The following is a 22335-nucleotide window of genomic DNA, read 5'->3' as shown; positions in this document are numbered from 1 at the left end:
AACGACAAAACGGAGACATCCATGTCCGCATCTCCCCCGGCCGTTGCACACGCAACCGGCTCGGCCGGCGCCGTCAGCCACCGGCGCATCGTGTTCGCGAGCTTCATCGGCACCGCGATCGAGTTCTACGATTTCTATGTGTACGCGACGGCCGCCGCGCTCGTCATCGGCCCCGTCTTCTTCCCGCACGGCTCCGCGACCGCGCAGGCGCTGTCCGCATTCGTCACGTTCGGCATCGCGTTCATTGCGCGCCCGATCGGCTCGTTCCTGTTCGGGCATTTCGGCGACCGCATCGGCCGCAAATCGACGCTCGTCGCGTCGCTGCTCGTGATGGGCGTGTCCACCACCGCGATCGGCTTCGTGCCCGGCTACGACGCGATCGGCACGCTCGCGCCGGTGCTGCTGTGCGTGCTGCGCTTCGGCCAGGGGATCGGCCTCGGCGGCGAATGGGGCGGCGCAGCGCTGCTCGCGACCGAGCACGCGCCGCAGGGCAAGCGCGGCTGGTTCGGGATGTTCCCGCAGCTCGGGCCCTCGGTCGGCTTCCTGATGTCGAACGGGCTGTTCTTCGCGCTCGCGCTATCGCTGTCCGACGAGCAGTTCCGCAGCTGGGGCTGGCGCATCCCGTTCCTGGTCAGCGCAGTGCTCGTCGCGGTCGGCCTGTACGTGCGGCTCAAGATCACCGAAACGCCCGCGTTCCAGGCGGCGCTCGACCGCAACGAGCGCGTGCGCGTGCCGGTCGCGACGCTCGTCACGCAACACTGGCAGCCGACGCTGCTCGGCGCGCTCGCGATGGTCGTCTGCTACACGCTGTTCTATATCTCGACGGTGTTCTCGCTGTCGTACGGCGTGTCGGCGCTGCATATTCCGCGCCAGAGCTTCCTCGGCCTGCTGTGTTTCGCGGTCGTGTTCATGGGGCTCGCGACGCCGCTTTCCGCGTGGGCATCGGACCGTTTCGGCCGCAAGCCGGTGCTCGTGGTCGGCGCAATCGCCGCGCTGCTGTCGGGTTTTGCAATGGAACCGCTGCTCGGCAGCGGCTCGATGCCGCTCGTCGCGCTGTTCCTGACGATCGAACTGTTCCTGATGGGCGTGACGTTCGCGCCGATGGGCGCGTTGCTGCCGGAACTGTTCCCGACCAACGTCCGCTACACGGGCGCGGGCGTCGCGTACAACCTCGGCGGGATTCTCGGCGCATCGATCGCGCCGTATATCGCGCAACTGCTGGCTGCGCGCGGCGGGCTGTCGTGGGTTGGCGGCTACGTCTCGGTCGCGGCGGCGATCAGCCTGGTCGGCGTGCTGCTGATGCGCGAAACGCGCGACGCGTCGCTCGTCTGAGACTCCGGGGCGGCCCGGGTTGTGTGGCGACCGGCGCTACCTATACTCGATCCTGGGCGCGCCGCTGCGCGCCCCCCGGATCCCACCCCGAAGGAGCCGCCGCCATGAACATCCGCCTCGGCAATGCCGATCTCGTCCTGATCCTCGCGCTCGCGCTGGGTGGCGCGCTGCTGCTCGCGCTGCGCTTCCGGCCGAAGACATGGCGCGGCCTCGTGTTCGAGGCGCTGCTGGCGAATCTGGCGGCCATCGCCGCCGTCATCACGGTCGAGGCGCTGCTGGCCTGAACCGGCCCGGCCCGCTGCGTCAGGCGGTCAGCCGCGCGCGCAGCGCGCCATACGCAGGGTCGACCGTATCGATCGCGTCGAGCGCCTGCTCGACGGACGGGATCGTGCCCGGCTCGCCGATCGACAGTGCATTCGGTGCGCCGCCGATGCCGCAATGGTGACGCGACGTCGCGACGAAAATCATCACGGTCGGCCGCTGCAGCGCGTGCGCCATATGCACGAACCCCGTATCGACCCCCACCACGAGCGCGGCCCGGCCGAGCGCCGCACCGAGTTCGCGCACGGTCATCGCGGGCAGCACGATCGCGCCCGGCGCGCGCGCGGCGATGTCCTGCGCATCGTCATGCTCGGCAGCCGATCCCCACGGCACCAGCACGCGCACGCCACGCGCCATCATCTGCGTGGCGAGCGCGGCCCAGTGGTCAGCCGGCCATTTCTTGTCGGGATTGGACGTCGCATGGAACAGCAGCATGAACGGCGCGCCGTCGGTCACGGCGGCCGGCAGGCTCGCGTCCTGCGGCGCGACGATGCCGTACGTGGCGACGCCTTCGGGCACGTAGCCGAACGCCTCGCCGGCGCTCACGCGCATCCCGTGCCATGCGTCGCAGTCCGGCCGCGGGCCGAAGCGATGCGAATACGCGAAGCGTGCGCCCGTTTCGCCGAGATCCTGCGTCTGGTAGCCGAAGCGGCGCGCGGCGCGCGCCAGCGCGGAAATGATCGCGCTCTTGTAGACGCCGTGCAGGTCGATGACGGCATCGTAGCGGTGCGCGCGCAACGCGCCGATCGACGCCGAGATCGCCTTCAGGTCGCCGACATTCCGGAGCTTCTTGAAGCGTCGCAGCGGTGCGCACAGGACGGCGCTCACGCCCGGGTGCCAGCGCACGACCTCGGCGCACGATTCGTCGACGGCCCAGTCGACCGTCACGCCGGGAAAGGCGCGATGCAGGTCCGCGACGACGGGTAGCGTCTGGACGACGTCGCCGAGCGACGTCACTTTTACGATGAGGATGCGTTTCACGATATGTGGGGATTGACGACCATTTCGGCATGCTAGCGACGGTTGCCGTGCGCGAACATTACTTCGACATTACGTTTGTAACAAAATGCATCAAGCTTGCGAAACGCTGTCGCACACGGCGTGGCTGCGGTTCGTTCTTATAATGCGGTCTTTGCCTTCCGGCCCGCGCCGATGCCACGCCCCGCCCTTCCCGCGCTGTTTCCTGCTCTCACCCGCCGCTCGCTGCGAATCTGGCGCCAGTACGGCGTTTTCTGGCTCGGCGCGATCGTCGTCGGCCTCGCGGCCGTGCTCTATGCGCGGCTGATCGACTGGGGCTACGAGACGTTCCGCACGATGCGCGATCATGCCACGTGGCTGCCGCTGCTGCTGACGCCGGCGATCGCCGCCCTGTCGGTATGGATCACACGCCGCTTCTTCCGCGGCGCCGAGGGCAGCGGCATCCCGCAGGTAATCGCGACGCTGCATGCGCGCCCGAGTGCGTTCGGCGCCCGGCTGCTGACGCTGCGCATCCTGTTCGGCAAGGTGCTGGTCTCGTTCCTGGGCATTCTGGGCGGCTTCACGATCGGCCGCGAAGGGCCGACCGTGCAGGTCGGCGCAGCGCTGATGTTCAACCTGCGGCGCTTCTACCCGCGCTCGAACGCGCAGATCGAACGCCAGCTGGTGCTGGCCGGCGCGGCGGCCGGGCTGTCGGCCGCATTCAATACGCCGCTCGCCGGGATCGTGTTCGCGATCGAGGAGCTGACGCGCAGCTTCTCCGCGCGCGCGAGCGGCGTGCTGATCACCGCGATCATCCTCGCCGGCGTCGTCGCGCTCGGCCTGAACGGCAACTACACGTATTTCGGCACGATCGATGCCGGCCTCCATTTTCCGAAGCTGCTGGCGCTCGCGGTGCTGGTCACCGCGATCGTGACGGGCATCGCGGGCGGCCTGTTCTGCTGGCTGCTGCTCAACACGGGGCGCTGGCTGCCCGCGCAACTGCTCGGCCTGTATCGCGAGCGGCCGATCGCGTTCGCCGCGCTATGCGGCTTCGTGATCGCCGTCGTCGGCCTCGTGTCGGGCGGCACGACGTTCGGCAGCGGCTATGCCGAGGCGCGCGGCCTGCTCGACGGCCGCGAGCAGTTGTCGGTGTTCTACCCGTTCCTGAAAATGGTGTCGATGGTCGCGTCGTACCTGCCGGGCATCCCGGGCGGGATCTTCGCGCCGTCGCTGTCGATCGGCGCCGGGTTCGGCAACCTGCTGCACATCGTGTTCGGCAACATGAGCCTGCCGATGCTGATCGCGCTCGCGATGGTCGGCTATCTTGCGGCCGTCACGCAGTCGCCGATCACGTCGTTCGTGATCGTGATGGAGATGATCAACGGCCACGCGCTCGTGATTTCGCTGATGGCCACCGCGCTGGTGTCGAGCCGCGTGTCGCGCTTTTTCGCGCCGCCGCTCTACGAAACGCTCGCGCAGCGCTATCTCGCGCCGCCCGCTGCGGCCGCGGAACCGGCCGCGGCCGCCTCGATGGGTGCGGCGGGTGCGGCCGGCGTCACCGAGCCGCAGGATGCGACCGCCGCGCCCGCCGATCCGCTCGACACGCTGCGCGACGAAGGCACCGACGCGCCGACCGCCGCTGCGCCGGGCGAACACGCTACGCACGCGGCGGCGACGCACGACGCTGGGCCGGCGGCGCCCGGCACGCACGCCCCGGCGCAGCCCGGCCCGCGCGACGCTCAGTAAATCACGACGGGTGCCGGCCGGTAGTAGACGGGCCGCGCCGGCACGACGATGCACCCGGCCAGCGTGATCGCGACGAGCGCGATGGCGATTGCGGTTCTTTTCATCACGCGCCTCCGTCACGCCCAGTGGCCGCGGGTCCAGAACCAGTTCGGACCGCGCTGATCCCAGTGGCCCGGCACCCATTGCATGCCGACGCGCTCGGCTTCCCAGTGACCACCGATCCACACGTAGCGCCCATGGTCCCAGTGCCAGTGACCGCGCTCCCACACATAGCCCACCCGCACCGTCGGCAGGACCTCGTAGCGCACGGGCGGCGGCGCATTCGGCGCGACGACGACGATTTCCTCGGTACGCACGGCGACCGGCTCGGCGACGACCACGCGGCCCTGCGGCGCGATCACGGGTGCGCCGACGAGAATCTCGTCCGCATGCGCGGCAAACGGCGCGACGACGGCTGACAGGCCCGCGGCAAACAGCGCGAGCGAAACGATACGACGGTGAACGGTAGAGACAGCCATCACAACCTCCTGGTTGAACAAGTAACGCAAAGCGTATTCGTTCAATGCGGGAGGACCGATAACGGCCGACAGACGCGTTGTTACGGCGTGCCCGAAAGTGCAACAGGGCGTAAGACGCGCACGGCGGCGGATGCCGCCGTGCGGAGGGACAGGCAAGGGTCAGGCTTGCGGGATCTCGATCTTCACTTCGAGGACTTCGAGATCGTCCTGGCGCTCGAGGCTCACGCGGATGTCATCGTCCGAAATATGGACGTACTTCGAGATGACCGCGACGAGCTCCTTCTGCAGCGCCGGCAGGTAATCGGCCGGCGGCCGGCCGCCGACCCGCTCGTGCGCGATGATGAGCTGCAGGCGCTCCTTCGCGACCGATGCGGACTTCTTCTTCTCGCCGAGGAGAAACGAAAGGATGGACATGGGCGGCCTCCGTTACTTGCTGCCGAAGAGGCGCTGCAGCAGGCCCGGCTTCTGGTAATCGGTGAAGCGCAGCGGCTTGTCCTCGCCGAGGAAGCGCGCGACGACGTCCTTGTACGCTTCGGCGACGTCGGTGCCGTCGATGTGCACGGCCGGCAGGCCCTGGTTCGACGCGTGCAGCACGGCTTCCGACTCTGGCACCACGCCGATCAGCTTGATGCGCAGGATCTCGCTGATGTCCTCGAGCGACAGCATCTCGCCTTCGCTCACGCGCTTCGGGCTGTAGCGCGTGATCAGCAGGTGTTCCTTGATCGGATCCTTGCCTTCGGTCGCGCGCTTCGTCTTCGACGACAGGATGCCGAGAATGCGGTCCGAGTCGCGCACCGACGACACTTCCGGGTTCGTGACGATCAGCGCTTCGTCCGCGAAGTACATCGCGTGCAGCGCGCCGGCCTCGATGCCGGCCGGCGAATCGCAGACGATGTATTCGAAGTCCATCGCGACCAGGTCGTTGAGCACCTTCTCGACGCCGTCGCGCGTCAGCGCATCCTTGTCGCGCGTCTGCGACGCCGGCAGGATGAACAGGTTCTCGCACTTCTTGTCCTTGATCAGCGCCTGGTTCAGGTTCGCTTCGCCCTGGATCACGTTCACGAGGTCGTACACCACGCGGCGCTCGCAGCCCATGATGAGATCGAGGTTGCGCAGGCCGACGTCGAAGTCGATCACGGCCGTCTTGTGGCCGCGCAGCGCGATACCGGACGCAAAGCTCGCGCTCGTCGTCGTCTTGCCCACGCCGCCCTTGCCCGAGGTCACCACGATGATTTTTGCCATTTACCCAATACCCTGTGTTCGTCAATGAGAGCCGATCGATCCGGCGCGCACCGCGTGAATTACGTCAGGCGCAGCGGTTCGATCATCAGTTTTTCCTCTTCGAGCCGGATCTGCACCGCCTTGCCCAGTACTTCGGCGGGCAACGGGTTCTCGGTTGTTCGATAGATACCCGCGATCGAAATCAGTTCCGGTTCGAGACACGTGCAGAAAATGCGCGCGTCGTGATTGCCGTGCACGCCCGCGAGTGCGCGGCCGCGCAACGGCGCGTAGATGTGGATATTGCCTTCCGCGATGATCTCCGCGCCGTGACTGACCGGCGCGAGCACCACGAGGTCTCCTTTCGCGTAAATCTGCTGCCCCGAACGCAACGGCCGGTCGATCACGAGCGTCTGGCCGCCCGTCTGGTTCGACGCCGGCGCCGGCTCGGACGCCTGCTCGGGCGCCGCCGCGGCGGCTGCAGCGACGACGGCCTCGGCGACCGGCGACGCTTCCGAGCCCTCGGCCGGCTTCGGCGCGCGGCGATCGCGCGCCTCGAGCAACGGCAGGCCGGCTTCCCCCGCCCAGCCCTGCGTTGCCGATGCGACCACGCCCACCGGACGCATCCGCACATCGTTCAGCATCTGGCGGATATCGGCCAGCGCGACGCGCTCGCCCTCCGCCAGGCGGCGGACGTCGATCGCGACGACATCGTCGGCAAAAAACTCGGGAGTCGCTTCGAAGCGCTTGACCAGTTCGGCACGCAACGCGTCGAGATCGGTCGTCTTCACGGTGAACAGCAACGTATCGACCGATCCGCTGCGCAGCTCGAAGAATGGCGATTTTTTAAGCGACATGGACACTCTGCAAAAATTTTTTGCGTATTTTACAGGCGTCCACGCGCGCGGCCATTATTTTTGGGACACCGGGTTGCGATGGCCCTGGCGGGCGCGCAACCGGCAGGCGGGCAGGCAAGCGGGCGACCAGACCTTCATCGCGCCGCGCGGGCGTCACTTCAGTGCTTCACTTGCGACACGAACAGCGACTTCATCGCGCCGGGCATCCGCGCGATCGGCGCGTGTTCGCCGGTGTTGCCGAAACCCGCGCGCTCGTAGAAACGGATCGCGTTGCGGTTCGCATCGGCGATCCATGCATAGACCTCCTGAGCGCCGCGCTCGGCGAGCCACGCGGTGGCCGTTTCCAGCAGCAGCACGCCGCCGCGCAGGTGACGCACCGCGTGCGCGACCCACAGCTCGCTGACGAACGCACGCCGATCGGGCGTGTTGTCGAAATACGCGCCGATCATGCCGGCCGGATGGCCTTCGGTGTACAGCAGGAAAGTCGTCGACTCGTCGGACACGGCACGTTGCGCGGCAATTGCCGACGCGGCGTCCGTTTCGACGTTCAGCAATTCGGCCTCCGGCGCTTCGCCGGGTGCGTAGGGCTCACGCAGCGACGCGGCGCGGAGTTCGCGATACACGCCGCCCTGGTCGGCAACGATACGACGAACGGTCAAGGTCGAACTCATGCAGGCACAGCCCCCTTCGGACAGCAAGCTAGTAGCTTCAACCGAAAGCGGGGCATGAGTCAAATCGTAATTTTCAAACGGCGGCGCGAATCGAAAGGCGACAGGCGTCGCCGCCGGCGGCGTGTACCAACCGGTGTGCAGGTGCAGCATCGGCGTATCGACGCGTGTCGATGGACGGCAGCCGCGGCCTCTTCGTTCGACGCCTCGCTTCGTTCGCCTTGCGATACGCGGCAGACGCGTTTCGGGCGCTTTGCATCTCGTCCCGAAGGCCGTAATGTTCCGTAACATATGTAGCCGAAACAGGTGCCCCGCCGATACCAGCCCCATTTCGCTTATTGCGCCGCAACATTCGTTGCGAGCCCGCGAGGCGATACCCGCGCGCGCCACACGCGCCAATCATCTGATAAACACGCGGATCACGCGAGCCGATCCGGCCTCCCCGGCATGTTTCAATCGGCGCGCGCCGGCCCTTCCCGACATGCGTCGCACGCGCCCCTTCGTTTGGAGCGTCGCGCCTAGCGCCGGGGTTTGGAAAGCGTGCGCACGGGTCGTATAACAGGCAGAACCGGACGACGATCCGGTGCCACCGCGCGTGTCGCGGGCCAACGAGGATTCGAACAACCGTGCATGCGGTCGCCTACCGGGCCGGCCGACTGGAGGGAGACAATGGCAATGACCGACGGATCGGCTTCGGGCTGGTCGGATGGCAAGCGATATCTGTGGCTGCTCGGCGCGCTGACGATCACGCTGCCGATCCTCTCCGCCCAGCTCGCGCTTTCGACGGGCTTTCACGTGTTCTGGTGGTTCGGCCCGCTGTTCGCGTTCGGCGTGATCCCGATCCTCGACACGCTGATCGGCGACGATCGCGACAATCCGCCCGAAGCCGTCGTGCCGCACCTCGAACGGGAGCGTTATTACCGGTTCATCGTCTATCTCGCGACGCTCGTCGAGTACGTCGCGTTCTTCATGTGCGTATGGATCGTCGGCACGCACACGCTCGCGTGGTACGACTACGTCGGCTTCGCGCTGTCGCTCGGCGCCGCGACGGGCATCTCGATCAATACCGCGCACGAGCTCGGGCACAAGACGAACCGCTTCGAACGCTGGCTCGCGAAGATCACGCTCGCGCCGGTCGCGTACGGTCACTTCTACGTCGAGCACAACCGCGGCCACCACGTACGCGTCGCGACGGCCGAGGACCCGGCGAGCGCGCGCTACGGCGAGTCGTTCTGGGCGTTCCTGCCACGCACCGTGACCGGCAGCATCCGCTCGGCGTGGCGGCTCGAAAAAGCACGCCTCGAGCGGCTTGGCCATTCGCCGTGGACCTGGCGCAACGAGGTGCTGCACGCATGGGCGATGACCGTCGTCGTGTGGGGCATCGCAATCGCGATGGCCGGCAAAGTGGTGATCCCGTTCCTCGTGATCCAGGCTGTCTACGGCGCGTCGCTGCTCGAAGTCGTGAACTACGTCGAGCACTACGGGCTCGGCCGCCGCAAGCTGCCGAGCGGCCGCTACGAGCGCTGCACGCCGCAGCATTCGTGGAACAGCAATCACGTCGTCACCAACCTGTTCCTGTACCAGTTGCAGCGGCATGCCGACCATCACGCGAATCCGACGCGCTCGTACCAGGCGCTGCGCCACTTCGACGATTCGCCGCAACTGCCGGCCGGCTACGCGACGATGATCCTGTTCGCGTACGTGCCGCCGCTCTGGTATCGCGTGATGAATCCGCGCGTCGTCGCGCACTACGGCGGCGACATGGCGCAATCGAACATCAAGCCGTCGATTCGCGACAGGGTGCTCGCGCAGTATCCGGCCGCGGCGTGATTGCGGATGGCGGGCCGGCGGGAGTCGGCACGCGCTCGCCATGGCGCGCACCGCTGAACGCTGCCGCCGCGCAGGCATCCGGTTCCTTCGGAACCCGGCGCAACGGCCACGCCGTCACGCCATTTCCGGCAGCCTGAACACGGCCACCGCGTGCCGCAGCGCGCTCGCCTGCTCGGCCAGCGCCTGCGTCGCGGCCGTGGCCTGCTCGACGAGTGCCGCGTTGCGCTGCGTCGCTTCGTCCATCTGCGTGACCGCGACGTTCACCTGCTGGATGCCGCCGCTCTGCTCCTGCGACGCCGACGAGATCTCGCCGACGATCGTCGTGACGCGCTGCACCGCGCCGACGATCTCGTGAATCGATTCGCCCGCGCGGCCGATCAGCACGGCACCCTCGTCGACCCGCTGCGTCGATTGCTCGATGAGCCCCTTGATCTCCTTCGCAGCCGACGCGCTGCGCTGCGCGAGCGTGCGCACCTCGGCCGCGACGACCGCGAAGCCGCGCCCCTGCTCGCCCGCACGGGCCGCTTCGACGGCCGCGTTCAGCGCGAGGATGTTGGTCTGGAATGCAATGCCGTCGATCACCGCAATGATTTCGCCGACCTTTGCCGCACTGTCGGCGATGCCGTTCATCGTGTGGACGGCGTCCGTCATCACGCCGCCGCCCGCGGACGCGATATTCGACGCGTCGCGCGCAAGCTGCGCCGCGTGCTGCGCGTGCTCGGCCGACTGGCGCACGATGCCCGTCAGTTCGGTCATGCTGGCCGTCGTCTCCGCGAGCGACGCGGCCTGCGACTCGGTGCGCGACGACAGATCGTGATTGCCCGACGCGATCTGCGCGCTCGCCGTCGCGACGGCTTCGGCATGCGTCCGCACTTCGAGCACGACGCCCGACAGGCTCGTCTGCATCGTCTGCAATGCACGCAGCAGATCGGCGATCTCGTCGCGGCCGGACGTGTCGACGTTGCGCGTCAGGTCGCCGCCGGCGACGGCCTGCGCACACGCAACCGCACGGTCGAGCGGACGCAGGATCGCGCGGCTGAACAGGTACGCGCCGACCATCGCGACACCGAGCACGACCAGCATCAGCGCGAGGCTCGCGGTGGTCGCGCGCTGCGCGTCGCGGCTCGCTTGCGCCGACACGGCGGCGCTCTCGTCGGCGATCGACTTCGCGGCCCGCTCCAGCAGCGCCGCCGGTTCGCGGTCGACGCCCGCGACGGCGGCATCGCCGGCCGACGGCTCGAAGCCGGCCGCCTTGAACGCGTCGAAGCCGCGCCGGTAGCCGTCGCCCATCGCCGTGTGCGCACGCATGAACTGCTCGACGAGCGAGCGGCTCTCGCCGGGCGGCAACTGACGGACGAGCTGAGCAGCGAGCGAATCGACCGTGCGCTCGCGCGTCTGGAACGCCTGCCAGTAGCGGTCGAGCTTGTCGGGCTGCTTGCCGCGCAGCAGCGTGTCCTTCCATTCCTGCACCTGCAGCTTGAACTGCGCGAGCGTGGCCGATACGAGCCGTTCGTTGCCGACGTTCGTCTGCACGTCTTCGGCGAACGTATCGATCGACCGGTTGAGGATGTGGATGCCGTACAGCGCACCACCGAACATCAGCAGCAGCGCGATGGCAAATGCGAGGGGAATCTTGTAGCTCAGCTTCATGGGGCCTTGAATCGACGGGGAACGTCGCGGCTCGGCACGAGCGCCGGCCGCCGCACCGTGTTAACGGCGCGGGACGAGAAGGCTTAAAACTGAGGAAAGTGGCGAAGACCGGCGCCGCATTGCCGAGCGTCAGCGCCATGCCGGCACGATGCGCGCCGCGGATGTCCACGACTGCGATGATGGCAGTCAGCTGTGCAAAACCTTCAGGGCTTTCGACAGCTGGTTCGTCATTGGGTCGCGGTGCTTGCCATGCGGCGCAGTTGCATCGAAGACGCGACACGCTCGTGTCGCGCAGTTCGTCGTCATCGCATCAGCACGTCCGATGTGCCGATGGCCAAAACCGTTGCCACTGCAACGGCAATCGACACATCGCGCCGCAGCCCCAAAACGAAAAACCCCTTGATCCTTCCGGATCAAGGGGTTTCGTGTTCTGGCGGAGAGGGTGGGATTCGAACCCACGGTACGGGGAAACCGTACGCCTGATTTCGAGTCAGGTACATTCGACCACTCTGCCACCTCTCCGTTTTACTGCATTTCCCGGTTGGTCATATCCGGGAAAGAAAAGATTATAAAACGATCTTTTCTGAGCTGACAAGCCCCTTCCGCAAATTTTTTTGCGAGGGCTTAGGCAGCCGATTTCACGACGCCTGTGCAGGCGCGTCGATCCGCTCCATGCCGCCCATGTACGGACGCAGCACTTCCGGCACCGTGACCGAGCCGTCCGCATTCTGGTAGTTCTCCAGCACCGCGACGAGCGTACGGCCAACCGCGAGACCCGAACCGTTCAGCGTATGCACGAGCTCGGGCTTGCCCTGCGCGTTGCGGAAACGCGCCTGCATCCGGCGCGCCTGGAACGCCTCGGTGTTCGAGCAGCTCGAGATCTCGCGATAGGTGTTCTGCGCGGGCAGCCACACCTCGAGGTCGAACGTCTTCGCGGCTGAGAAGCCCATATCGCCCGTGCACAGCGTGATCACGCGGTACGGCAGGCCGAGCTTCTGCAGGATCGCTTCCGCATGCCCGACCATCTCGTCGAGCGCCGCGTACGACGTTTCCGGTGCGACGACCTGCACCATCTCGACCTTGTCGAACTGGTGCTGGCGGATCATCCCGCGCGTGTCGCGGCCGTACGAACCGGCTTCCGAGCGGAAGCACGGGGAATGCGCGGTCAACTTGATCGGCAACGCGGACGCGTCGACGATCGACTCGCGCACGGTGTTCGTCAGCGAGATCTCGGACGTGGAGATCAGGTATTGCGTGACCGTGTTCTCCGCGCCACCCTTTTCGACCCGGAACATGTCGTCCGCGAACTTCGGCAGCTGGCCCGTGCCGTAGAGGATCTCCGGGTTCACGATGTACGGCGTGTACGTCTCGGTATAGCCGTGCTGCTGCGTGTGCGTGTCGATCATGAACTGCGCGAGTGCGCGGTGCAGGCGCGCGATCGGGCCGCGCAGCATCGTGAAGCGCGCGCCGGCGAGCTTCGCGCCCGTCTCGAAATCGAGGCCGAGCGGCGTGCCGACATCGACGTGATCCTTCACCTCGAAATCGAACTGGCGCGGCGTGCCCCAGCGGCGCGCCTCGACGTTGTCGGCTTCGTCGTTGCCGACCGGCACGCTTTCGTGCGCGACGTTCGGCATGCCCAGCATCAGGTCGGACAAGCGCGCCTGGATGTCGCCGAGCTTGGCTTCTCCCGCCTTCATCTCGTCGCCGATCCCGCCGACCTCGGCCATCACGGCCGACGTGTCCTCGCCCTTCCCCTTCATCGCGCCGATCTGCTTCGACAGGCTGTTGCGGCGCGCCTGGAGCTCTTCGGTGCGGGTCTGGATCGCGCGGCGTTCCGCTTCGAGTGCGGAGAACGCGGCGATGTCGAGAGTGTAGCCGCGATCGGCGAGGCGCTTCGCGACGCCGTCGAGGTCTTTGCGCAGCAACTGGATGTCGAGCATGGGAGGACTTGGAAAATCGTTGTATGAGACGGGAATTCTAACGCACCGCGCGACCGCCACGGCACCGGCCTGATGGACGATGCCCGAAAACGGCCGGTCGTGGCAGTATCGCCATGCCGGCTCGCCTAAGCGGCCGGGGCGTCACATTGTGCCAAACCATTGCGGACAGCGAACCGCCTGCACCGGCCGCACGCAACGCGCCGTACGACGCCCCCGCCTCCGCATCACCGCCCTTCAAAGGAACCCGATGGCCATCGAACTGGACAAGGAAGTACGCGACCGCGCAATCGCGTCGCTGCAACGCTATTTCACAGAAAACATGGACGAGCCGATCGGCAACATCCAGGCTGGCGCGCTGCTGCACTTCTTCGTCGAGGAGATCGCGCCAGCGATCTACAACCTCGCGATCGCCGACGCGCAGGAACGCCTGCACGCGCGAGTCGCCGAGCTCGACATCGACTGCCACGAAGAGCCGTTCGAGTACTGGAAGAAACAACAGCCGGGCCGCAAGCGCTGACGCATCCGGAACGGCGCCGGCCGGGCCGCGCGTCGCCCGTCAACCCTTCTTGCCGGCCTCGCGGTCGAGCTCGCGCAGCCACGCGAGCTTGTCGGCGATCTTCGATTCGAGCCCGCGCGGCACCGGCTTGTACCAGTGCGGCTCGCGCACCCCGTCCGGCAGGTACGTCTCGCCGGCCGCATACGCGTTCGGTTCGTCGTGCGCGTAACGGTACGCGTGGCCGTAGCCGAGTTCCTTCATCAGCTTGGTCGGCGCGTTGCGCAGATGCACGGGCACCTCGCGCGACTTGTCCTGCTTCACGAACGCCATCGCCTGGTTGAACGCGTTGTAGCCCGCGTTGCTCTTCGCCGCGCACGCGAGATAGATCACCGCCTGCCCGAGCGCGAGTTCGCCTTCCGGCGAGCCGAGCCGCTCGTAGGTCTCTGCCGCGTCGTTCGCCATCTGCAGCGCGCGCGGATCGGCGAGGCCGATGTCTTCCCACGCCATCCGCACGATGCGCCGCGCGAGATACTTCGGATCCGCGCCGCCGTCGATCATCCGGCAGAACCAGTACAGCGCGCCGTCGGGGCTCGAACCGCGCACCGACTTGTGCAGCGCCGAGATCTGGTCGTAGAAGTTGTCGCCGCCCTTGTCGAAGCGACGCGCGTTCAGCGTCATCGCGCTGCTGACGAAATCGGCGTCGATCGTCGCGACGCCGGCCGACGATGCTGCTGTCTGCGCCTGTTCGAGCAGGTTCAGGAAGCGCCGCGCGTCGCCGTCCGCATAACCGACCAGCGTATCGATCGCCTTGTCGTCGAACGCGAGGCCGTCGAGCGCGATTTCCTGCGCGCGCTTCAGCAACTGGCGCATCTCGTCGTCGTCCAGCGACTTCAGCACGTACACCTGCGCACGCGACAGCAAGGCCGAGTTGACCTCGAAGCTCGGGTTCTCGGTCGTAGCTCCAATGAAGGTCACAAGCCCCGACTCGACGAACGGCAGCAATGCATCCTGCTGCCCCTTGTTGAAGCGGTGGATCTCGTCGACGAACAGGATGGTGTGGCGACCGGTGCGGTTCAGCGTGTCCTTCGCCTGCTCCATCGATTCGCGGATGTCCTTCACGCCGCCGAGTACCGCGGACAGCGCAATGAACTCGCAGTCGAACGCGAGCGCGGTGAGCCGCGCGAGCGTCGTCTTGCCGACGCCGGGCGGCCCCCAAAGGATCATCGAATGCGGCTTGCCCGATTCGAACGCGAGCCGCAGCGGCTTGCCTTCGCCCAGCAAATGCGTCTGGCCGATCACCTCGGCGAGCGTCTTCGGCCGCAGCGCCTCGGCGAGCGGCCGGCGCGGCTCGACTTGAAACAGGTCGGACATGAACCCTCGCTCCACATCAAACGATGGCGGCCGAACCGGCCGCCGGACCCGACATTATGACAGCCGCGCAACGGCGCCGCCGCGCCCGGTGCCCGGTGGCCCGCGCCTGCGGCCAGCTCCCGAAACGACACGGGCCTGCCGTCGCCGGCAGGCCCGTTGCGGAAAAGCGGCGCGCGGCGCCGGTCAGCCGTTGATCACGTCGGCGCCCTTCGGCACGACGAACTTGAACGTATCGCCCTTCAGCGGCGGATTCGTCTGAATGTTCGTAAACGTCAGCAGCGTGACGTTGCCGAACACGTCATGCAGCTCCATCGCGGCGAGCGTGCCGTTCCGGAAGCCGATGCCGATCCGCTGGAACTGCGTGTCCTGCGCCTTCGGCAGCATCTCGAGCCATTCGATGCCGCCCTTCTCGCCGGCATCGCGCAGCGTGTAGTTCTTGTCGAGATCGTTGCTGCCGAACAGGATCGCGGCGGGGCTCGCGCCCAGCGCGCCGTTCAGCTTGCGCTCGGTGACCTGGTTCAGGTCGCGGTCGTACACATAGAGCTTGTCGCCGTCGGCCTGCAGCACCTGCTGGTACGGCTTCTGGTACGTCCAGATGAACTTGCCCGGCCGCGCGAATACGAACGTGCCGCTCGAATTGTCGGTGGGCTTCGGCGCGGCCTGCACGGCGCTCGCGCCCTTGGCCGGCGCCTTGACGATCTGTTGCGTGAAGTCGCCCTTCGCCGAACGCACCTGCGACACGAAGGCCTTCAGTTGCTCGGTGCCGCCCGCGAACGCGTGCGTCGCCGCGAGCATCAGCGATGCGCCGGCGAGCGCCGCACCGAGCCAGCGCCGCGTCGAACGAAGAGACATTGCGAACGAATGTTGCTGCATATTGCGGTTTTCTCCGTGGGTGGCCGGCGCTGCGGGCGCCGCGGACTCATTCCGCGTCGCGCGCCGGCACAAGAATTTCGCGGTTGCCGCTCGACGACATCGCCGATACGAGCCCCGACTGCTCCATCTGCTCGAGCAGCCGTGCCGCGCGGTTATAGCCGATCCGCAGATGCCGCTGCACGAGCGAGATCGACGCGCGGCGGTTCTTGATGACGATCTCGACCGCCTGGTCGTACAGCGGATCAGACTCGCCGCCGCCTTCGCCGGTTCCCGCGCCGGCCGAGCCCTCGTCGCCGTCGGCGGTGCCGCCTTCGAGCAGGCCCTCGACGTAGTTCGGCTCACCCTGCTCCTTGAGCTTCTCGACGACGCGATGCACTTCGTCGTCGCCGACGAACGCGCCGTGCACGCGCACGGGCAGCCCGCTGCCCGGCGGCAGGTACAGCATGTCGCCCATCCCGAGCAGCGATTCGGCGCCCATCTGATCGAGGATCGTGCGCGAGTCGATCTTGGACGACACCTGGAATGCGATCCGCGTCGGCACGTTCGCCTTGATGAGGCCCGTGATCACGTCGACCGACGGACGCTGCGTCGCGAGGATCAGGTGGATGCCGGCCGCGCGCGCCTTCTGCGCGATCCGCGCGATCAGTTCCTCGACCTTCTTGCCGACGACCATCATCAGGTCGGCCAGCTCGTCGATCACGACGACGATGTTCGGCAGGCGGCCAAGCGGCTCGGGATCTTCCGGCGTCAGGCTGAACGGGTTCGGCAGCTTTTCCTCGCGCTTGGCCGCGTCGTCGATCTTGTTGTTGTAGCCCGCGAGGTTGCGCACGCCGAGCTTGCTCATCAGCTTGTAGCGGCGCTCCATCTCCGCGACCGTCCAGTTCAGCGCGTGGCCGGCCTGGCGCATGTCGGTGACGACCGGGCACAGCAGGTGCGGGATGCCTTCGTAGACGCTCATTTCGAGCATCTTCGGATCGATCAGGATCAGGCGCACCTGCTCGGCGGTCGCCTTGTACAGCAGCGACAGGATCATCGCGTTGATCCCGACCGACTTGCCCGAACCGGTCGTGCCGGCGACGAGCAGGTGCGGCATCTTCGCGAGATCCGCGCACACGGGCTTGCCGCCGATGTCCTTGCCGAGGCTCAGCGTCAGCGCCGACGATGCGGCCGCATACACCTCGGAGCCGATGATCTCGGACAGGTGCACGGTCTGGCGGCGCTGGTTCGGCAGTTCGAGCGCCATGTAGTTCTTGCCGGGGATCGTCTCGACGACGCGGATCGACACGAGCGACAGCGAGCGCGCGAGATCCTTCGCGAGGTTGACGATCTGGCTGCCCTTCACGCCGGTGGCCGGCTCGATCTCGTAGCGCGTGACGACCGGGCCCGGATACGCGGCGACCACACTCGCCTCGACACCGAAATCCTTCAGCTTCTTCTCGATCAGGCGCGACGTGAATTCGAGCGTATCGGCCGAAATCGCTTCCTGCGTCTTCGGCGCGGGATCGAGCAGCGACACCGGCGGCAGCGTCGAATCGCCCGGCAGGTCGGTGAACAGCGGCACCTGACGCTCGCGCTCGACGCGTTCGGACTTCGCCGGCGTGACGACCGGCGGCACGATCGTCACGGGCTCGTGATCCTCGATGCGTACGCGCTCCTCTTCGACCTTGCCTTCGCGGCGCACGGCCGCGGCCTCGCCGAGCTTGCGGTCGCGCTCGGCCTCGCGGCGCAGCTTCGCGACGTTGACGGCGGACAGGATCGCGCCGCCGACGCGCTCGGCGACCGACAGCCACGAGAAGCGGAAATACAGCGACAGGCCGATCGCGAGCGCGATCAGCAGCAGCAGCGTGCCGCCCGTGAAGCCGAACGCATGCGACATCGCACCGGCGACGGCCTCGCCGACGACGCCGCCCGGCGCACGCGGCAACTGCACCTTCAGCGACCACATGCGCAGCGCCTCGATGCCGTCGCACGCCAGCACGACGAGCACGAACGCGAAGATCTCCGTGAGCCAGCCGATCGGCCGCTCAGGTTCGTCGGGAATCGCCTCGTGGCGCGTGATGCGGCGGTAGTTGACGGCGATGCGCCGCCCGAGCGGCACGATCAGCCAGTAAGCCGACAGGCCGAACAGCAGCAGGATGATGTCGGCCGTCCACGCGCCGACGCGGCCGGCCCAGTTCGAGATGTGGTCCACCTGCGCGGCGTGCGTCCAGCTCGGATCGCGCCGGCTGTAGCTCAGCAGGGCCATCACCAGAAATGCGCAGAGCGCGACCTGGAGAATCCAGCGGATCTCCGTGAGGAGCTTCGACATCCGGTGCGGCAACGCCTGTGCCTGGGCGGAATAAGGAGCTTTTGCCATGAATCCGTATAAAGAGGACGGGCCGTGCGCCCGCCTGTCGTTCGATCGCGCTTATTGTAAACGCTGCACCGGGCCGCCAAGTGTAAATGACGGTTACATAACGGGGACGGGGTGCCGAACCGGGCGCCGCCGGCGACCGCAAGCCGGCCGGACGACCGCTCCCTTGACCGGACCTGCGACAACGCACCGCTGCAAGCCGGCCGCCTGCCCGGCCCGCCGCGCCGGCGCGGGAGGCTCGCCGCCAAACGCTATCGGCACGATTGAAACTCTCGTTCGGCAGCGCAGCAACGGGGCCTTTATAATGCGCGACTGATACCCATCTATGACGGCATCCCGGTCAACCCCGGATCGTACGGCGAGCCCTATCCCGCCCGCCGCGGCCGCCTTTTACGGATTCGCACATGTCCACGCCCAAACACGCCAAAGTCCTGATTCTCGGTTCCGGCCCCGCCGGCTACACGGCTGCCGTCTATGCAGCACGCGCCAACCTGTCCCCGGTGCTGATCACCGGCATCGCGCAGGGCGGCCAGCTGATGACCACGACCGATGTCGAAAACTGGCCGGCAGATGCGAAAGGCGTGCAGGGTCCGGAGCTGATGGCGCGCTTCCTCGAGCACGCCGAGCGCTTCAATACCGAAATCGTCTTCGACCACATCCACACCGCGAAACTGCACGAGCAGCCGATCCGCCTGATCGGCGACTCGGGCGAATACACGTGCGACTCGCTGATCATCGCGACCGGCGCGTCCGCGCAGTATCTCGGCCTGCCGTCCGAAGAACACTTCATGGGCAAGGGCGTGTCGGCCTGCGCGACCTGCGACGGCTTCTTCTATCGCGGCCAGGAAGTCGCGGTGATCGGCGGCGGCAACACGGCCGTCGAGGAAGCGCTCTACCTGACGGGCATCGCGAAGAAGGTCACGGTGATCCACCGCCGCGACAAGTTCCGCGCGGAGCCGATCCTGATCGACCGCCTGCTGGAGAAGGAAAAGGAAGGCGCCGTCGTGATCAAGTGGGATCACGTGCTCGACGAAGTGACGGGCGAGGATTCGGGCGTCACGGGCCTGCGCATCAAGAACGTGAAGACCGGCGCGACGGAAGACCTGAACGTGCAGGGCGTGTTCGTCGCGATCGGCCACAAGCCGAACACCGACCTGTTCCAGGGCCAGCTCGAGATGAAGGACGGCTACATCCTGACGAAGAGCGGCCTGCACGGCAACGCGACGTCGACGAGCGTGCCGGGCGTGTTCGCCGCGGGCGACGTGCAGGACAACGTGTACCGCCAGGCGATCACGAGCGCGGGCACGGGCTGCATGGCCGCGCTCGACGCGCAGCGCTACCTCGAAAGCCTGCACGACAAGAAGTAAGCCGCGAGCCCTGCCGCGCCGGGCGCTACAATGGCGTCCGCTGCCGCGAAGCGGGCCCGAACGGAAAGCCGCTGCCGACGCGCAGCGGCTTTTTTTTGCCCGCGCGCCCGAACGCGCCTGCCCTGCTATCGAATCATGGCGAAGAACCAGCCCCATCCGAGCGATCCCGCGAAGCGGCAGATCGCCGCCCGTCCCGCGAACCCCGCGCCGGCCGCCGCGCCGCCCGCGCCCGATCCGGCCGCATTGCGCGGCCAGGGCCTCGCCGGCCTCGGCGCGCTGCGCAAGTCGCTGCAAGGCGAAGCCGATCGCCGCGAACGCGAGCGCGTCGAAACCGCGAAGGCCGAGCGCAAGGCGGAAGCCGACGCGAACCTGTTCCGCAACGAAATCGGCGCGATCCGGCCGCTGAACACGCCGCCGCGCGCGGCGTCCGGCCGCATGCCGCCCGACCCGGTGCCGAAGCAGACGCAGCGCGACGAGGAAGCCGTGCTGAACGCGACGCTGTCCGACGAATTCGATCCCGAAACGCTGCTCGACAGCGACGACTCGCTGTATTACCACCGCCCCGGCATCAGCCGCGACGTGGTGCGCAAGTTGAGGAGCGGTGCGTGGATCGTGCAGGCGCAGCTCGACCTGCACGGGATGCGCCGCGACGAGGCGCGCGACGCGCTTGCCGAATTCATCCGCGAAGCCGGCAAGAAGGGGCTGCGCTGCCTGCGCGTGATCCACGGCAAGGGGCTCGGCTCGATCGGCAAGGAACCCGTGCTGAAGGGCAAGGTGCGCGCGTGGCTCGTGCAGAAGGAAGAAGTGATCGCGTTCTGCGAGGCGCGCGGCATCGACGGCGGCGCGGGCGCGGTGCTCGTGCTGCTGCAGCCACTCGCGGCGCCGGCCGACCGGGGGCCGCGTGCCGCATCCTAGGCTGACGCTCGCGATCGCCGTACTGGAGGCGATCGCCACGCTGGCGTTTGCGATTTCGGGTTTCATCGAGGCACGCAAGAACCGCCTCGACTCGGTCGGCACGTTCGTCGTCGCGCTCGCCACCGCGTTCGGCGGCGGCACGCTGCGCGACATCCTGCTCGAACGCCGGCCGTTCTACTGGGTCGTGCACGACGACTACGTGATCGCGATCTTCGTGCTCGCGCTGTTCGCGCCGTTCGTGCTGCGGATGCTGTCGCGACTGTCGGCCGAGCGGCTGCTGCTGGTCGCCGACGCGATCGGGCTCGGCATCTTCAGCATCTCGGGCACGTCGATCGCACTCGACGCCGAAATGCCGCGCTTCATCGCGGTGATGATGGGCGTGATCACCGGCGTGGTCGGCGGGATCATCCGCGACGTGCTGTGCAACGACATCCCGCTGATCCTGCGCGATTCGCGGCCTTACGCGACCTGCGCATTCGTCGGCTGCTGGTTCTACCTGCTGCTCGTGTGGCTGCAGTTCGATTCGGTGTACAGCGTGCTGCTCGCGACCGGCTTCATCCTCGCCGCGCGGCTGGCGACGTTCAAGTTCGACGTGCGGCTGCCGCACTGACTGCCGCCGCAGCGCCAACTTCAGCGCCAGAACAAAAGGGGCCGCTCATTCGAGTCGGCCCCTTCTCCTTCATTCAGCGCGAACGCCGCATCACGCGATCCGTTCTTCCGATGCCGGATCGAACAGCACGGCCTTCGACACGTCGAACAGCAGCGACTGCGTCTGCCCCGGCTGCGGGTTCGCGGCCGGATGCACGCGGCTCACGATGCGCTTGCCGTTCACCTGCGCGAACACGTGCGTGTCCGGCCCGGTCGGCTCGGTCACGTCGACGCGCACGTCGATCGGCTGCAGGCTCGACGCCTCGCCGTTGTGCGCGTTGCGTGCGTCGGTGATGCGCTCCGGACGCAGGCCGAGGATCACTTCGCGGCCGACGTGGCCGTTCATCCGCTTCGCGTCGAACGGCAGCTTCAGCGCGCTGCGCGCGAGGCCCGTGTCGATCTCGAGCGCAATCCCGCTGCCCTGCTCGACCAGCTTGCCGTTGATGAAGTTCATCGGCGGCGCGCCGATGAAGCCGGCAACGAACAGGTTCGACGGCGAATCGTAGATTTCCTGCGGCGCGCCGAATTGCTGGACCACGCCGTCCTTCATCACCGCGATCCGGTCGCCGAGCGTCATTGCCTCGATCTGGTCGTGCGTCACGTAGACGATCGTCGTGCCGAGGCGCTGGTGCAGCAGCTTGATTTCCGCGCGCATCTCGATGCGCAGCTTCGCGTCGAGGTTCGACAGCGGCTCGTCGAACAGGAACAGCGACGGATCGCGCGCGAGCGCGCGGCCCATCGCGACACGCTGGCGCTGGCCGCCCGACAGCTGGCCCGGCTTGCGGTCGAGCAGGTGCTGAATCTGCAGCATCTGCGACACGCGGTCGACGATCTGCTGCTGCTCGTTCTTCGGCACCTTGCGGATGTTCAGGCCGAACGAGATGTTCTCGCGCACCGTCATCGACGGATACAGCGCATACGACTGGAACACCATCGCGATGTCGCGATCCTTCGGCGACAGGTCGTTGACGACCTTGCCGTCGATGCAGATCTCGCCGCTCGTCACGGTCTCGAGCCCGGCGATCATGTTGAGCAGCGTCGATTTCCCGCAGCCCGAACCGCCGACCAGGATCAGGAACTGTCCGTCCTCGATCTCGATGTCGACACCCTTCAGGACCGGCACCCCGTTCGGGTAGGTCTTGTACACGTCACGGATGGAAAGGCTTGCCATGCTGTGAATCCTCTGTCTCGTCTCGCGCGGCGCTACGGCGCCGCGTCGGGTTCGTTTCGATGCGCCGCGCGACGTGCGCGGCCGGTTCGTCGTATCGGATAAGG

General features: G+C 67.1%; 20 protein-coding genes and 1 tRNA gene. 8 read left to right on the top strand and 13 right to left on the bottom strand.

Annotated features, from left to right (window positions below; genetic code table 11):
* Positions 1 to 21 precede the first annotated feature (21 nt).
* Positions 22 to 1332 carry an MFS transporter gene (locus tag MRS60_RS04590; RefSeq protein ID WP_034182978.1) on the top strand — a complete coding sequence of 437 codons (1311 nt, stop codon included), beginning with the start codon at positions 22 to 24 and terminating at the stop codon, positions 1330 to 1332.
* A 104-nt stretch (positions 1333 to 1436) separates the two neighbouring features.
* Positions 1437 to 1616 (top strand): hypothetical protein, encoded by a 180-nt coding sequence (locus MRS60_RS04585; protein ID WP_034182977.1) that lies wholly within the window; start codon positions 1437 to 1439, stop codon positions 1614 to 1616.
* Positions 1617 to 1635: 19 nt separating this feature from the next.
* On the opposite strand, the gene waaC is transcribed toward MRS60_RS04585, so the two are convergent.
* The gene (gene waaC, locus MRS60_RS04580) at positions 1636 to 2634 is read right to left on the bottom strand and encodes a lipopolysaccharide heptosyltransferase I (RefSeq protein ID WP_243565292.1); all 999 of its coding nucleotides are present in this window, start codon (positions 2632 to 2634) and stop codon (positions 1636 to 1638) included.
* A gap of 171 nt (positions 2635 to 2805) precedes the next feature.
* Here waaC and MRS60_RS04575 point away from each other — a divergent pair, with 171 nt between their 5' ends.
* Complete coding sequence (locus MRS60_RS04575; protein WP_175748793.1) at positions 2806 to 4356, top strand: chloride channel protein; 1551 nt, start codon at positions 2806 to 2808, stop codon at positions 4354 to 4356.
* 116 nt (positions 4357 to 4472) lie between these two features.
* Here MRS60_RS04575 and MRS60_RS04570 read toward each other — a convergent pair whose 3' ends face one another.
* From MRS60_RS04570 to MRS60_RS04550, 5 genes are all read right to left on the bottom strand, one after another.
* Positions 4473 to 4874, bottom strand: a complete 402-nt coding sequence (locus MRS60_RS04570) for a YXWGXW repeat-containing protein (protein WP_243565291.1) — start codon at positions 4872 to 4874, stop codon at positions 4473 to 4475.
* 159 nt (positions 4875 to 5033) lie between these two features.
* On the bottom strand, positions 5034 to 5288 hold the full coding sequence (gene minE / locus MRS60_RS04565) for a cell division topological specificity factor MinE (RefSeq protein ID WP_006476634.1): 255 nt from the start codon (positions 5286 to 5288) through the stop codon (positions 5034 to 5036).
* Positions 5289 to 5300: 12 nt separating this feature from the next.
* Positions 5301 to 6116 carry a septum site-determining protein MinD gene (gene minD, locus MRS60_RS04560; protein ID WP_034182973.1) on the bottom strand — a complete coding sequence of 272 codons (816 nt, stop codon included), beginning with the start codon at positions 6114 to 6116 and terminating at the stop codon, positions 5301 to 5303.
* 59 nt (positions 6117 to 6175) lie between these two features.
* Entirely contained in the window at positions 6176 to 6949 is a 774-nt protein-coding gene (gene minC / locus MRS60_RS04555; protein WP_105391859.1) for a septum site-determining protein MinC, read from the bottom strand.
* A 158-nt stretch (positions 6950 to 7107) separates the two neighbouring features.
* The gene (locus MRS60_RS04550) at positions 7108 to 7770 is read right to left on the bottom strand and encodes a GNAT family N-acetyltransferase (RefSeq protein ID WP_243565290.1); all 663 of its coding nucleotides are present in this window, start codon (positions 7768 to 7770) and stop codon (positions 7108 to 7110) included.
* A gap of 516 nt (positions 7771 to 8286) precedes the next feature.
* Here MRS60_RS04550 and MRS60_RS04545 point away from each other — a divergent pair.
* Entirely contained in the window at positions 8287 to 9447 is a 1161-nt protein-coding gene (locus tag MRS60_RS04545; RefSeq protein WP_034182970.1) for an alkane 1-monooxygenase, read from the top strand.
* 114 nt (positions 9448 to 9561) lie between these two features.
* Here MRS60_RS04545 and MRS60_RS04540 read toward each other — a convergent pair whose 3' ends face one another.
* From MRS60_RS04540 to serS, 3 genes are all read right to left on the bottom strand, one after another.
* Entirely contained in the window at positions 9562 to 11097 is a 1536-nt protein-coding gene (locus tag MRS60_RS04540; RefSeq protein ID WP_034182969.1) for a methyl-accepting chemotaxis protein, read from the bottom strand.
* A gap of 431 nt (positions 11098 to 11528) precedes the next feature.
* Positions 11529 to 11619, bottom strand: a tRNA-Ser gene (locus tag MRS60_RS04535).
* 116 nt (positions 11620 to 11735) lie between these two features.
* Positions 11736 to 13037 carry a serine--tRNA ligase gene (serS, locus tag MRS60_RS04530; protein ID WP_034182968.1) on the bottom strand — a complete coding sequence of 434 codons (1302 nt, stop codon included), beginning with the start codon at positions 13035 to 13037 and terminating at the stop codon, positions 11736 to 11738.
* A 247-nt stretch (positions 13038 to 13284) separates the two neighbouring features.
* Here serS and MRS60_RS04525 point away from each other — a divergent pair, with 247 nt between their 5' ends.
* A complete protein-coding gene (locus MRS60_RS04525) occupies positions 13285 to 13554 on the top strand; it encodes a DUF2164 domain-containing protein (protein WP_034182967.1) in 270 nt (89 codons plus the stop codon).
* 39 nt (positions 13555 to 13593) lie between these two features.
* Here the strand turns inward: MRS60_RS04525 and MRS60_RS04520 are convergent, their stop codons facing one another.
* From MRS60_RS04520 to MRS60_RS04510, 3 genes are all read right to left on the bottom strand, one after another.
* On the bottom strand, positions 13594 to 14904 hold the full coding sequence (locus MRS60_RS04520; RefSeq protein WP_034182966.1) for a replication-associated recombination protein A: 1311 nt from the start codon (positions 14902 to 14904) through the stop codon (positions 13594 to 13596).
* 183 nt (positions 14905 to 15087) lie between these two features.
* The gene (gene lolA, locus MRS60_RS04515; protein WP_034182965.1) at positions 15088 to 15777 is read right to left on the bottom strand and encodes an outer membrane lipoprotein chaperone LolA; all 690 of its coding nucleotides are present in this window, start codon (positions 15775 to 15777) and stop codon (positions 15088 to 15090) included.
* Positions 15778 to 15823: 46 nt separating this feature from the next.
* Positions 15824 to 18133, bottom strand: coding sequence for a DNA translocase FtsK (locus MRS60_RS04510; protein WP_034182964.1), 2310 nt, complete (start codon positions 18131 to 18133; stop codon positions 15824 to 15826).
* A 401-nt stretch (positions 18134 to 18534) separates the two neighbouring features.
* On the opposite strand from MRS60_RS04510, the gene trxB reads away from it, so the two are divergent.
* From trxB to MRS60_RS04495, 3 genes are all read left to right on the top strand, one after another.
* Entirely contained in the window at positions 18535 to 19497 is a 963-nt protein-coding gene (gene trxB, locus MRS60_RS04505; RefSeq protein WP_105393439.1) for a thioredoxin-disulfide reductase, read from the top strand.
* Between the two features lie 135 nt (positions 19498 to 19632).
* The gene (locus MRS60_RS04500) at positions 19633 to 20412 is read left to right on the top strand and encodes a Smr/MutS family protein (RefSeq protein ID WP_243565289.1); all 780 of its coding nucleotides are present in this window, start codon (positions 19633 to 19635) and stop codon (positions 20410 to 20412) included.
* Positions 20399 to 21022 carry a trimeric intracellular cation channel family protein gene (locus tag MRS60_RS04495; RefSeq protein WP_034182961.1) on the top strand — a complete coding sequence of 208 codons (624 nt, stop codon included), beginning with the start codon at positions 20399 to 20401 and terminating at the stop codon, positions 21020 to 21022. Before MRS60_RS04500 ends, MRS60_RS04495 begins: the two co-directional genes overlap by 14 nt.
* 90 nt (positions 21023 to 21112) lie before the next feature.
* Here MRS60_RS04495 and MRS60_RS04490 read toward each other — a convergent pair whose 3' ends face one another.
* Positions 21113 to 22231: an ABC transporter ATP-binding protein gene (locus MRS60_RS04490; RefSeq protein WP_105393440.1), complete on the bottom strand. Its 1119-nt coding sequence runs from the start codon at positions 22229 to 22231 to the stop codon at positions 21113 to 21115.
* Between the last annotated feature and the right edge of the window lie 104 nt (positions 22232 to 22335).

The organism is Burkholderia pyrrocinia, assembly GCF_022809715.1.
GTDB classification, from domain to species: domain Bacteria; phylum Pseudomonadota; class Gammaproteobacteria; order Burkholderiales; family Burkholderiaceae; genus Burkholderia; species Burkholderia pyrrocinia_C.
The sequence above is the reverse complement of the archived record's forward strand: the minus strand, read 5'-3'. Positions and strand labels throughout refer to the sequence as shown.